This is a genomic window from Actinoplanes sp. NPDC051411 (genome assembly GCF_040682075.1).
Classification (GTDB): domain Bacteria; phylum Actinomycetota; class Actinomycetes; order Mycobacteriales; family Micromonosporaceae; genus Actinoplanes.
On the sequence record NZ_JBFBAD010000215.1, the window covers coordinates 1 to 12,084 of the forward strand.

The 12,084-nt window shown below is 69.8% G+C and carries 10 protein-coding genes; 5 read left to right on the plus strand and 5 right to left on the minus strand.

Going from position 1 to position 12,084, the window contains the following annotated elements:
* Positions 1 to 152: 152 nt before the first annotated feature.
* Positions 153 to 1,853 carry an IPT/TIG domain-containing protein gene (locus tag AB0M88_RS51090; protein WP_364115234.1) on the minus strand — a complete coding sequence of 567 codons (1,701 nt, stop codon included), beginning with the start codon at positions 1,851 to 1,853 and terminating at the stop codon, positions 153 to 155.
* Positions 1,854 to 2,083: 230 nt separating this feature from the next.
* Complete coding sequence (locus tag AB0M88_RS51095) at positions 2,084 to 3,148, minus strand: hypothetical protein (RefSeq protein WP_364115236.1); 1,065 nt, start codon at positions 3,146 to 3,148, stop codon at positions 2,084 to 2,086.
* A gap of 927 nt (positions 3,149 to 4,075) precedes the next feature.
* On the opposite strand from AB0M88_RS51095, the gene AB0M88_RS51100 reads away from it, so the two are divergent.
* Positions 4,076 to 4,390, plus strand: coding sequence for an adenylosuccinate synthetase (locus AB0M88_RS51100; RefSeq protein WP_364115238.1), 315 nt, complete (start codon positions 4,076 to 4,078; stop codon positions 4,388 to 4,390).
* Between the two features lie 482 nt (positions 4,391 to 4,872).
* Positions 4,873 to 6,126 carry a hypothetical protein gene (locus AB0M88_RS51105; protein WP_364115240.1) on the plus strand — a complete coding sequence of 418 codons (1,254 nt, stop codon included), beginning with the start codon at positions 4,873 to 4,875 and terminating at the stop codon, positions 6,124 to 6,126.
* A gap of 130 nt (positions 6,127 to 6,256) precedes the next feature.
* Here the strand turns inward: AB0M88_RS51105 and AB0M88_RS51110 are convergent, their stop codons facing one another.
* Positions 6,257 to 6,880: an SDR family oxidoreductase gene (locus AB0M88_RS51110; RefSeq protein WP_364115242.1), complete on the minus strand. Its 624-nt coding sequence runs from the start codon at positions 6,878 to 6,880 to the stop codon at positions 6,257 to 6,259.
* Positions 6,881 to 7,073: 193 nt separating this feature from the next.
* On the opposite strand from AB0M88_RS51110, the gene AB0M88_RS51115 reads away from it, so the two are divergent.
* The 3 genes from AB0M88_RS51115 (at position 7,074) to AB0M88_RS51125 (ending at position 9,432) form a co-directional block, all read left to right on the plus strand.
* Positions 7,074 to 7,364 carry a DUF1540 domain-containing protein gene (locus AB0M88_RS51115; protein WP_364115244.1) on the plus strand — a complete coding sequence of 97 codons (291 nt, stop codon included), beginning with the start codon at positions 7,074 to 7,076 and terminating at the stop codon, positions 7,362 to 7,364.
* A gap of 233 nt (positions 7,365 to 7,597) precedes the next feature.
* Positions 7,598 to 8,020, plus strand: a complete 423-nt coding sequence (locus tag AB0M88_RS51120; protein WP_364115246.1) for a hypothetical protein — start codon at positions 7,598 to 7,600, stop codon at positions 8,018 to 8,020.
* A 2-nt stretch (positions 8,021 to 8,022) separates the two neighbouring features.
* Positions 8,023 to 9,432, plus strand: a complete 1,410-nt coding sequence (locus AB0M88_RS51125) for a multicopper oxidase family protein (protein ID WP_364115248.1) — start codon at positions 8,023 to 8,025, stop codon at positions 9,430 to 9,432.
* Here AB0M88_RS51125 and AB0M88_RS51130 read toward each other — a convergent pair.
* Entirely contained in the window at positions 9,429 to 10,598 is a 1,170-nt protein-coding gene (locus AB0M88_RS51130) for a DUF5925 domain-containing protein (RefSeq protein WP_364115250.1), read from the minus strand. The two genes, AB0M88_RS51125 and AB0M88_RS51130, sit on opposite strands and share 4 nt — an antisense overlap.
* A gap of 395 nt (positions 10,599 to 10,993) precedes the next feature.
* Complete coding sequence (locus AB0M88_RS51135; RefSeq protein WP_364115252.1) at positions 10,994 to 11,434, minus strand: nitroreductase family deazaflavin-dependent oxidoreductase; 441 nt, start codon at positions 11,432 to 11,434, stop codon at positions 10,994 to 10,996.
* Positions 11,435 to 12,084: the final 650 nt, after the last annotated feature.

Below are 12,084 nucleotides of genomic sequence, written 5' to 3' on the forward strand. Positions count from 1 at the left end.
ATTCGCTCTGAATCCGTCGGCGTACCTGTGCGTAGGTGCCCTGCACAGGGGGTGTACGCGGCTGGGATTGTCCGGCGGAAACGGCCGCGGCCCGGATAATATTGCCCCGGCCCGCTGAGGTGTTCCGTTGGATCAGTGGGTGGTGCGGTCGATCAGTAGTCGGCGACCGTGAACGTCGAGCCGCTCGAGATGATGGTCGGCAGGAAGTCCGGGTCCTGGATGTTGGCATACGGCGCGCCGTTGTTGACCACGGTGATGGTGTAGGTGCCATTGGTCACCGGAACCGACGGCGTGATGGAGACGTCAGTCGCCGTGGCCTGAGCCGTCGCGGTCGGCGTGGCGCTCAGCGTGATGGTCGCGCCGTCGGCGCTGACCGCCGTGACCGTGGTGTTGGCCGGCAGCGTCAGGTTGGCGGCCGAGGTGACGATGCGGCCGACCGCGGCCTGCGAGACCGGCGGGCTGACCGCGGTGAGCTTGTTCGACGTGGTCGAGCCGGTCGCGCTGGCGAGGAGCAGCGGGCCACCGATGCTGGTGCTGGCGAGAGCGGGGTTGTTGGTGTAGCCCGCGTTCGCCGACAGGGTGGCGCTGGTCGGGCTCTGCACCGAGGCGATGGTCGTGTTCGCCGGGAAGGTGCTGTTGGTGTCACCCGAGTTGTTGATCGGCAGACCGACATCGGCCTGGGTGAAGCTCGCGTTCGCCGAGGTGATCGTCTTCGAGCCGCTCGTGGTCACCACGGCCGCGGTGCGAGCCACCGGCCCGACGACAAGCGCGGCGCTCGTGTCGAAGGTGTGGTTGAGCGGGAGGCTGCACAGCAGCTCGGTGTCGGCGATGACGAGCACGTTGATGCACTCGGTCTTCTCCGGGTTGGTCTTGACGCCGGTCGTGCTGGTGCTCGCACCGGTCGCGTTGTACGCGCCGCTGGTCAGGTAGACGTGCGCCGTTCCCGAGTCGGGCGTGTTGCCGTTCGTGGTGTCGAACGTGAAGTTGGCGAAGCCGACGCCGAGAATGTCGAGGTCGGCGGAGCCGTTGGTGTTCGGCGCGGTGTTCGGCGAGATGGTGATGCCGTTGGTGTAGTTGAACATGCTCGCCTTGGTGGTGGTGCCGGCCAGGTTGTTGACCGTGCCACCGGGCGTCGTGACCGTCAGCGTGAAGGGGCCGCCCGGCGCGTGGGCCGGGGTGATGGCCGTGAAGCTGCCGCCACCGCCCGCGACGTTGATGTTGGTCAGCGGAAGGCCGTCCAGGGTGGCGGTGGTGTTGTTCGGGGCGGCCGTCGTGTTGGCCACGAAGCCGCTACCGGTCACCGTGATCGTCGTGCCACCCTGCGCCGGGCCGCTCACCGGGATGAGGCCGTTGACCGCGGCGATCGTGGGCGGCGTGCCGACGGTGTACGACGAGCCGGCGATCAGCAGGGCGCCGGAGTTGGCGGTCGCGTAGGAGCAGACCGCGTACTTCGTGTTCACCACGCTGAGGCCGGTCGGGACCACGATGGCCAGCTTCGAGGGGCCGAGCAGCTTGAGGTTCGGCGAGCCGCTGACCACCATCGTCGCGGAGGGTGCGACCGTCGGGTAGGTTGCGGGGCAGCTGGCCGTGGCCGTGCCCACCGGCGCCACGAAGAGCACGGCCGACGTGCTGGTGAAGGCCGTGGGGTTAGGCGTGGTCGGGTTGGTCGCGAGCGTCGCCACGATGGTGTTGCCGCCATTGACCGGACCGGTCGACTGGCTGAGCGCCAGCGTGCCCGCGACGGCGAAGGCGGGGCTTGCCGTGGCCGCGGCGAAGAGCGCGGTGGCAGCGCTCGTCGCGAGACCGGCGCGGACGAGCCGTCGCCGGGTGGTGTTGGTCTTGGACTTACTCATGCGGGGTCCTCCTACGGTCATGACAGACCGCTGGTCGGGGTTTTGGTGGGCCCGCGCATGAAAAGCGGCTGGCGGGCCATCTCGCCGGAAGCGTAACCAAACGTGAGGAAGCAATTGCATAGAGTCATGAAGACCGTTGGATTGTTACCCGCCGGAATCCTTGCTTCGCGCGAAGTCCCGCGAATCGCCGGCCTGTTCCCGCCGACTGTGTTAAGGGACCCCGCCGCCGGTCACCGCCGGAACAGGGACCGGTAGACCTTGGCCGATGCGGGATTACGCCGGCAGCCCGCGCTCGTATCGAAAAGGCTCGACTGCACGCCGCCCGCGTCGCAATTCGTGAAGTAGGCCTCATAGGCCAGATCGGGGGCGTGGGCGGCGAACCAGGCGTGCATCCACGTGACGAAGTCCGGGTTCTCGCGTTTGGCGTCCCCGGTCGGGACCACGCCCCATTCGCCGACCGAGAACGGCTTGTGGTGGGCCTTCGCGAAGGCGAGCAGCCAGTTCAGGCCCTCCGCGCGCCCGGCCGTACGGTCGAAGGCCGCCTTCGTCGCCGACCAGGGATAGTGGTCGTAGTTGTCGATGCCGATGATGTCGACGAACGCGTCACCCGGATAGCAATTCGTGCTGACGCCGCCGCAGATCCCGCGAGGCGTGTGATGGGCGTTGATCGTCCAGTCGAGGAGCACTTTCGGATTCGTCGCCCGAATCGCCGTCGCCGCATGCCGGAAACAACCGATGTAGACGGCCGGATCGGTTCCGCGCCAGGCCATCGTGGACTCGTTGAATTCCCAGCCCAGACGCACGATCGAATCGGCCCGGCCGGTGGTGTCCATCAGGGTGCCGAATGCGCGCCAGAGCGTGTCGAACCGACCGGCCGCGCAACCCGCCATGTCGCTCTCGCCGCCGTTCGGGACCAGGCCCTGCGATACGACGAGTGGGCCCGGAAACGTGGCGAAATTGTCGAACGTCCAGGCGGTTCCGCCGGTCATCTCGGGATAGGAAATGCGGTCGGTATAGGTGTGGGCGATGCCGCACGGGCGGCCGCGGGCGGTGCAGAACGCCTCGACGTGGGCGGCGTCGAGAACCGGGTCGCCGTTGACGCCGGAGAGGCCGTTCGCGCCCGGCCAGGTGCCGGCGGCGCGCGGCCGGGCGATCAGCGCGCGCGCCGAGGGAGCCGCCGGCACCGAGGTGGAGGCGGACGGCGACGGCGCGGGCGACGGTGCGGGGGAGGAGCACGCTGCGGCCAGAACCAGTGGTGCCGCGGCCAGCAGGGCGCCGGCCCGTCGCCACATCACGTCGTTGCCCTCCCGGATCTCACCGTTTCGCCCGATTTTGTCACGGGCTTGGCCGGCGTGACGTCCGGAGCTCGGTTCCCGGCTTCGCCGAGAGCACCGGCTCGACCCGGACGCGGTCGGCGCGGCGGAGAACGAAGCCGCCACGGCGGCCTTCGCGCGGCCGGCCCGGCTTTTCGCGGAACGCGGCGGCACCGATCCGGGTACGCCGCGGGCCGTGTACCGGACCGGCCGACGAGTCGCGCCGGATGACCTGGCCGGCCTGTCCGCGGTGGACGGAAGCCGGGCGCTGCTCAAGGTGCCGCGAAGCCCCGGGCGACAACGACCTCATGGAGCACGCGACCGATCCGCACATCCTCTTCGGAGCGGTCGGCGACGCCACGTGCGACCGGTTTCGCTTTCGAGCGGACAACCGGAGGGACGACGACCCGGCCCCGATCATCCTCGAAGGCGGGGGCGAGAAACGCGATTCCTGCGAGCTGGCGATGTATTTCATCGCCCGGCACCCCGCGCTCGACTCGGTCACCCAGCGTGGCCGAGCGGCTGTGAAGACGGCCTGCCGGCGACGCGCGGGCGCCGGCCGGCCGCGCACAGGCCGCGCACAACGGCGTCACCGGGGACGGCCGGCACCACACCTTCGCCCGGTTCGGGTCGGGCACGCCGCGCGGCGTGCCCACCCACCTGACCCGGTTCGTGGTCGTCGATCCGGGGGCGCTCGCTGTTCGGACAGAGGGTGCGAATCGTGGACTCCGGCTACACCGAACGGCTGCTCGCCGAGGGCCCTGCGTGTTCCAGGGGCGCGCAGGGGGTGCCGCTCGACGAATGGCGCGGATGGCATCCGCGCACGACGTGGTCGACGACGACCTTCGACAATGTGTCGGCGCTGGGCCCGTGGTTTCGCCGAATGGGGGTCGTGCGGATCTGCACGGCGTGGGCCCGTCCGTGGCCGAGGACGCGGCGTTCGATCTGCCGGAGGCGCACCGCGGGACCGGGGAATGGCAGGGCTCGTTCCGGGTCGGGCACTTCGACGCGGTGACCCATCGCTCCGCGGTCGAGGTTGCCGGCGGGGTGGACGGCCTCGCGGTGACCCATTTGGACGTTCCGGCGCGGTGCCCGGCGCTGCTGGTCGGCACGTCGTATGAGGTGGACGGGCGGAACTGGGAGCGGATCGCGCGCCTGGGTGCGGTCCGCCGCCGCGCGGACTGGGCGGGGAGATCGCGGATCTGCCCGGGGCGCCGGTTCTGATGGAGTCGCCCGAGCCGCGGTTGGCCGACAAAAGGATCGCGGCGAGGCCGGCCCGGCGAAATGTGATTCGTGGACCGGTATGGAGAAGTGAGCTGGTCCGCCGTCGAAAAGGTCCGATCTCTGGTCGGCGTACCGGGCTGGTGCGGGAGCCGGTCAAGTGGGGCCGGGAACTGTGACCAAATCGCTTAATGATCATGGTGTGCCCTGTAAGACTTGCCATCGGACAACTGCGGCGCCCAGTTCAACGGCGCCGCTTCGGCTGAGGGAGGGCGGCACGGCGAGGTCGTCGTTCCGCTGGTCCGATTCGCTGGGAACACAGGGCCCCGCGCTACTCATTCGGTGGTGGATCTCTGCGCTTTGTTCGACCGGGTGCGATCGATTCGGCAGTGACCGGCGCACTCACACGGGCTTTCAAGCATTGACGTTAATGGATCAGTAGCCAAGCCGGAGCGATTGCCCGGCGGCAATGTGGAGGATTCTTGATGAGTACAAAACCCAGGGCTCTCGCGCACCGTGGAGCTCAGGCACTGACCGCGGCCGCCGTGGTCGCCGGTGGACTGGTTCTCGCCACCCCCGCCCACGCGACTCTGCCGCTGCCGACGATCACCAGCGTCTCCGTCGCGGGCTCACCCGCGAACAAGGTGGTCAGCACGGGAACCAGTATCGAGATCACCGGTACCGGCTTTACCGGGATGGTCGACAACGCGGCCGACTCGGGCTGCAACACCGCCGCGGTCGCGTATCCGGCCGCGGGCTCGAGCTGCTCTCAGGTGCGATTCCTCGGCGCCCTGGCGAATGCCACCACCGGGTTCACGCTGGCGACGCGGTACAGCGTCATCTCCGACACCAAGATCATCGCCTCGGTGCCGTCAATTGCCCCGGGCAGTGGTGCTCTGGCGGGCAACCCGGCCCTGGGCACCGGATCCGTCAAGGTCCAGGTGGTGAACACCTCGGCCACGGGGACCTCCAGCGGGATCAGCGCCTCAGCCGCCAGTGAGGTCTTCTATCGCGCCCCGCTGGTCGCGAACTACGTCGGCACCGTTTCGGCGAACCCGGCCGGCGGCGGCAACCTCGTCGTCCCCGTCACCGGCCTTCCGTCCGGGAGCACCTCGGCCTCGTTCCTGCTCGAGAAAGTCACCGGTTACGTCTACAGCGTGGTATCGGGTTCTCCGACCATCGCATCCACGGCGGTGACCTGGAATGACGCCAACAGTGTCAACCTCACCGTGCCGCCCGGCTCGCCGGCCGGAGACTTCATCGGCATCATGGTGGTCCACGACGGCATCGCCGGAACCGCGGACGTGAACGCGCTGAAATATCCGGCGATCATCACCAAGGTCCAGTCCTGCTCGGGCACGGTGGCCACCGCCGTGGACACCTGGGTCACCGCGATCAACGCATCGGCCGGCACCCAGTCCGGCACCCTGCCCGACTGCACCGGGGGTGCGAATGTGTCGGGCACTGCCGCCGATGTGAACTACATCAAGATCACCGGAAAGGGCTTCACCGGCGGGACCGGCTGGAATGTCGACGGAACCGCCGGCGCCACCGGCGGAGTGACCGAGGTCTGCGGTGTGGCTTCGGACACCGTTGCCTACTGCAAGCTCACCGTCGCGACCGCTCCGGCCGACGGAATCTCGGCGGTGTCGTTCGCGCCGGCCGCGGTCGGATCCAGTTCCGCGCCGACCCTCATCCCTACCGGGGGAGCGATCTTAATCTGGAACACGCTGATCTAGCGCACTGAGAACCTCACGGCCGGATGCCCGGAGTCCACCAGGACCCCGGGCATCCGTGCGTGTTGCCGGCGCCGGGCCTTCCTCAGTAGCCGATGAAGTCCGTAGCCGATGAAGTCCGTAGCCGACGAAATCAGTAGCCGATGAAGACGGCGTGGCCGATCGTCGAGTCGCCGGCCGACAGCAGGAAATCGGCCAGGTCGTGGCGGGAGATCGAGTTGGCGCCCGGGGTGCCGTGGTCCAGCGACGTGCGGTAGGGGCGGTGGGTGCCGTTGTTGAGCCAGCCCGGGCGCACGATCGTCCAGTCGAGACCGCTGCCCGTGACCGCGGCGTCGGTGCGCGCGTAGTCGTCGAGTTGGCCGGACATGAAGGTGCGGATCAGCGGCTTGACCACCGCCCTGGTCACGAAGCCGTCGGCGGCGTCGGGGAGGTGGCCGGCCGACGTGACGACCACGAGGCGGCGGCGGCCGGTCGCCCGCATCGCGGCCACGATCGCCTCGGCGCCACGGGCCCGCACGGGGATCTTGGCGTTCGGCTTGGCGCCCAGCGCGGAAACGACACGGTCGGCGCCGGCCACGGCCGGTTCCAGGGCGGCCGGGTCGAAGACGTCAGCGGTCAGAGTCGTGAGGTTGCCGCCCTGGATCGGCAGGCGCGCCGGGTCACGAACCACCGCGGTGACCGAGTGGCCGGCGTCGAGTGCCTGCTGGACGAGTTGGCGACCGGTGCCGCCGGTCGCGCCGAAGACCGTGATCCGCATGGGCGGGGAGCCTACTGGGCCGGGGGCCTCAAGCCGTCATGCGGTGGGGAATGAGAACGCGCCGGGCAATCGACAAACGGAAACGTTAGGAATGCCTAACCTATTGATGGTGATTCGTGGTGTCGTTTCTGGCGAACGGGGAAATGGTTTATCGTCGACGGGTAAACGAAGCGGGGAACCCAAGGAGCATCGCATGACGCAGATGATGGAAATGCCGCGTGTGCAGACCTGCACCGTGACCGGTTGCGGCTACAACCATGACGGCTGCACCGCGTTCGCGATCACGATCGGCAAGTCGAGCTCGGAGTGCGACACGTTCGTCGACAGCTCCGAGAAGGGCGGGATGGGCCAGGCGATCGCGCAGGTCGGGGCCTGTAAGAGGGCGGACTGCAAGCACAACGCCGACCTCGAGTGCCACGCGACGGCCATCGTCGTCGGGCTTTCCGGCGACACCGCCGACTGCCTCACCTACGAGCACCAGTAACACGGATTCTTTCGCGCCCGTCGTCGCTTCTCGCCGCGACGGGCGTCGCCATTCCGTCGACTATTCGGTAAGGGTGGGCCCGCGTGGTCGGCAAAGGCGGCCGGCGATCTTTGTTGCGGTTGTCGACGGGGTCGCCGCGTACATCTGGAAACCGCAACCCCCCGGTGGGGCGCAAGAGGCAAACGGGGTCTCGCTAGGCTCGGTCCGGATCGGACCGACCGAGGAGGGCCATCGTGCGCCTTGTTTACCGGATTCTCGCCATGCTGATCGCCGCCGGCGTGGTGGTGCAGACGGCGGCGATCGCCTTCGCACTGTTCGACATCGAGAAGAAGACCGACGACGGCCAGTTCTACTCGAAGGACACCCACAACGGCGGTGTCGCGCTGCACAGCGTGCTCGGCGAGATGGTCATCCCGGTCATCGCGCTGCTCCTGCTGATCGTGTCGTTCTTCGCGGCCATCCCGGGCGGCGTCAAATGGGCGGCGATCACGTTCGGCGTCCTGGTGCTGCAGATCGTCCTCGCTTTCGGGGGCGACGCGCTGCCGGCGATCGGCGTGCTGCACGCGATCAACGCGTTCGCCCTGGCCGCGGTCGCCTCGATCGCGATGCGCAAGGCCCGCCTGGCCGAGTCGCCGGCGCCCGCGGCCGCCGCCTGACCGTGCGCCGCTCGCTCAAGGTCGCGGTCGCCTCAGCCGCGACCCTCGCCGTGCTGGGCCCGATCGGCTGGTTCTGGCAGGCCAGCCGGGTTCCGGCGACCTACGACATGGCGGAGATGGGTTACGCCGACTTCGGCGGTGGTCCGGCAAGCGGTCATCATCACGCTTCCGGCGGTACGAGCGTTGCCTCGCTCACCAGCCCGTCGGGTGTCGCGCCCGACGTCGCCGTGACGTTGACGGCGCGCCGGGACGGGAGCCGTTACACGCTGAACGGGCAGACGCCGGGGCCGGTGATCCACGCCGTGCGCGGCCAGCTGGTGCAGGTCACGCTGGTCAACGCGAACGTGCCCGACGGGGTGACCCTGCACTGGCACGGCGTCGACGTGCCCAACGCGGAAGACGGCGTCGCCGGGGTCACGCAGGACGCGATCGGGCCGGGGCGCAGCTTCGTGTACCGGTTCGTGGTGCCGGACGCGGGCACGTACTGGTATCACTCGCATCAGGTGTCGGACGCGCAGGTGCGGGGCGGGCTGTTCGGGGCCCTGGTCGTCAGCGGGGATGCGGTCGCGTCCGATGTCGACCAGGTGCTGGCCGTGCACACGTTCGACGGGCGGCGGACCCTCAACGGCGTGCCCGGTGTGTCGTCACTGTCGGCGGCACCGGGACGCGTGGTGCGGGCTCGGCTGATCAACACCGATTCGGGGCCGTTGCGGGCCTGGGTTTCCGGGGTTTCGTCGTTCCGGGTCGCGGCGGTCGACGGGCGCGCGGTCGTGGGTCCGTCGGACATTTCGGCAAAGTCGGTTCTGGTGACCGCGGGCGGCCGGGTTGATCTCCTGTTCGCGGCGCCCGGCCGCGTCGATGTGGGCGCCGGGGCGGCTCTGGCGTCGGCCGGGCTCGCCGCCGGCGTTCAACCGCCGGCCACCCTCGACCTGCTGACCTACGGCACGCCGGCGCCGCTCGGGTTCGACCCGGCCGCGGCCACCCGCAACTTCGACTACCGGATCGGGCGGCGCATCGGCTTCCTCGACGGCAAGCCCGGCCTGTGGTGGACGATCAACGGGCACGAGTTCCCGGACGTGCCGATGTTCATGGTCAGCACCGGCGACATCGTGCGGATGACGATCTCCAACTCGAGCGGCGAAGTGCACCCGATGCACCTGCACGGGCACCACGCGGTCGTGCTCAGCCGCAACGGGGCCGCCGCGACCGGCAGCCCGTGGTGGTTCGACTCACTCGACGTGGGCGACGGCGACACCTACGTGATCGCGTTCGTGGCCGACAACCCGGGCATCTGGGTCGACCACTGCCACAACCTGAAACACGCCGCCGACGGGTTGATCGCGCATCTGGCCTATACGGACGTGACCACGCCCTACCGCGTCGGCGGTCCCTCCCACAACCGGCTGTCTTAGAGATACATCCCGGTCGAGGGCGCCGGCTTCGGGACGGTCACGGGTTCGGCGCCGGTCTTCAACGCGTACAGCTCGGCCAGCGTGGCCCCACCGGGGCCGATGCCCCGCGAGGTGCCCAGCCAGGCGACCGCCTCGGTGTAGGAGAGCCGGCCCACCTCGATGCTGGCCAGGCAGCGACCCGGCCGGACCACCGCTGGGTGCAGGGTCGCCAACTCCTCGTTGGTCGTGATCGCGATGAGCGCGTTGCGGCCCTGACCGAGCAGCCCGTCGGTGAGGTTGAGCAGCCGCGACAGCGACTGGCCGGCGCTCGCCTTGGCCTCGCCGCTGATCAGCTCGTCGCAGTCCTCCAGCATCAGCAGGCGCCAGCGCGGCTCGTCGTCGTCGCCGCTGCCCAGCGCCACGCTCATGAGGTAGGCCGGGTCGCTGAACAGGCGCTCCGGGTCGAGCACGCAGTCGACCTGGCACCAGTCACGCCACTGCTGGGCGAGCGCCCGCAGCGCCGTCGTCTTGCCGGTGCCCGGCTCACCGTGCAGAAGCAGCAGGCGGCCGTTGACCACGGAGCCGTCGAGCTCCATCAGCCGCTCGAGCGTGGCCCCGACCGGCCCCGAATAATTCCCACTGATCTTGGCCCAGGGCGCTGCGTCGATCTCCCGCTGCACCCGCCGCGGTCCATGCGGACCAAAATGCCAAAACCCGATCGGTACGCTGTCGGACGCCGGCTCAGGCTCCTCGACGGCGTGCAGCGTGGCCGTCTCGAGCACCGACTCGGCCAGCTCGGCACTGATCGCGGTGACGGTCACGCGCGCCCGGCGGCTCTGCAGCCAGCGGGTCACGTGCAGCGTCCAGCCGTCGCCGACACTGAGCCGCCCGTGCGAATCCTCCTCGACCGCGTCCCGCACCAGCCGGGCGTCGTCGGTGGTCAAAGCGGCATCGGCCCGCACATTTTCCAGATATCTGGTGCGGCCGAACGGCTCCCGCCCGGTCGTGAACGCGTCCAGCGCGAGAAGATCGACAATGTCCACCAGCCGGTCACCGTCATCGACCGACGCGGACAGCGGCAGAATGGCCTCGGCCCGCTCATCACCGGCCCGGTCGTCCCCCACCCGAGCCGCGGGCTCCCCCGAGCGGCCGGCATGCCGGTCAACAGACTGGTGGGGCGTACGCATGCTCCCATGATCGGCCATCGATGCCCGGGCGGCACCCGGTTTTCGGTCAGTTGGTTCGATCGGGCGCGTCAGCGTTCCGTCCCCCTTGAGCGTGCCTGGTCCTGTTTTGAGCGTGCCTGGTCCTGCTTTGAGCGTGCCGTTCTGCCGTCAGCTTGCCGCCGTGGTCAGCTTTCCGTTTTCAGCTTGCGGCCCGGGTTCAGCTTGCGGCCCGGGTTCAGCTTGCGATCGTGGTGAGCTTGTCGGTGTCGTCAGCTTGCGCCCGGGTTGAGCTTGCGGTCGTGGTGAGCTTGTCGGTGTCGTCAGCTTGCGTCCCGGTCGGCTTGCCGTTCGTCGGTCAGCGGCCCACGGTGAGCATTTCGCCGGTGAGCATTTCGCCCGCTCAGCATTTCGCCCGCTCAGCTTTCCGTGCGGGTCAACTTGAAGATCGGAATCAATCGGTCGGTCTTGAGCTGGTATTCGGCATAGTTGGGAAACGCTTCGACCGCCCGCTCCCACCACCGCGCCCGCTCGTCGCCGTCGAGCTCGCGGGCGTCATAGTCATGCTTCTCAGCGCCGTCCTGCAGCTCGACGCGCGGGTGGTTGCGCAGGTTGTAAACCCAGACCGGATTTTCGGGCGCGCCACCCCGCGAGGCGACCACAAGGTATTCACCATCGTGCTCGACCCGCATCAGCGCCGTCTTGCGCAGCTTCCCAGACTTGGCGCCGACACTGGTGAGCACGATGACCGGCAGCCCCCGAAGCTCACCGGCGACGGTGCCGCCCGACTGCTCATACTGCTCGGCCTGCTCCCGGGCCCAATCCGAAGTGCTGGGCGCATATTCACCGCTGAGTGGCATTACCCAAGTCTAGGCACGCCCGACCGAACCCGGCCGCGCCTCACCCTTCGGGCACTCCGCGCGCTCGCTCACCGGCGGGGTCCCGCTCACCGGGGGCACCGGTCACGCCCGCTAGGCCGCTCGGCCGGCGCGCGCCTGCCGGGGCTGCTCGGTCGAGGCCGCGGCCGCCGGTCGCGTGCCGCTCGGTTAACACGCGCCGATCACGCTCGCGCGAGCCGTTGGCTCCCGCCGTGCCCGTGCCCGCCGTGCGCGCCCGGTTGTGTCCGCGCTCGGTTGTGCGCGCGCTCGGTTGTGCGCGCCCAGCGGCGCCCGCGCCCAGCGGCGCCCGCGCCCAGCGGCGGCGCCCGCGCCCAGCGGCGCCCGCGCCCAGCGGCGCCCGCGCCCAGCGGCGCCCGCGCTCGGGCGGCGCCCACTCCCGCTGTGCCGTGTCGGCCAGGCCCGTGCTGGCCGTGCTCGTGCGTCCGTGCCTGCGGTGCAGTGCTGGCCGGCCCGTGCTGGCCGGCCCCGTGCGTCCGTGCCTGCGGTGCCGCGTCGGCCGCGCACGTGCGGCCGAGCGGGCGGCACAGGGCGGCCCCCGGCACGGCCGGGGGGCGGCCGGGCGCGGCGCGCTCGCGGCGCGCGATGGCGGGCCGGGGTGGTCGGCGGGGGCG

Coding starts and splice junctions, on each gene's coding strand:
- AB0M88_RS51135 (WP_364115252.1), bottom strand. CDS start 11,434: ATGCCACTCAGCGGTGAATATGCGCCCAGCACTTCGGATTGGGCCCGG.
- AB0M88_RS51110 (WP_364115242.1), bottom strand. CDS start 6,880: ATGCGGATCACGGTCTTCGGCGCGACCGGCGGCACCGGTCGCCAACTC.
- AB0M88_RS51105 (WP_364115240.1), top strand. CDS start 4,873: ATGAGTACAAAACCCAGGGCTCTCGCGCACCGTGGAGCTCAGGCACTG.
- AB0M88_RS51130 (WP_364115250.1), bottom strand. CDS start 10,598: ATGCGTACGCCCCACCAGTCTGTTGACCGGCATGCCGGCCGCTCGGGG.
- AB0M88_RS51090 (WP_364115234.1), bottom strand. CDS start 1,853: ATGAGTAAGTCCAAGACCAACACCACCCGGCGACGGCTCGTCCGCGCC.
- AB0M88_RS51115 (WP_364115244.1), top strand. CDS start 7,074: ATGACGCAGATGATGGAAATGCCGCGTGTGCAGACCTGCACCGTGACC.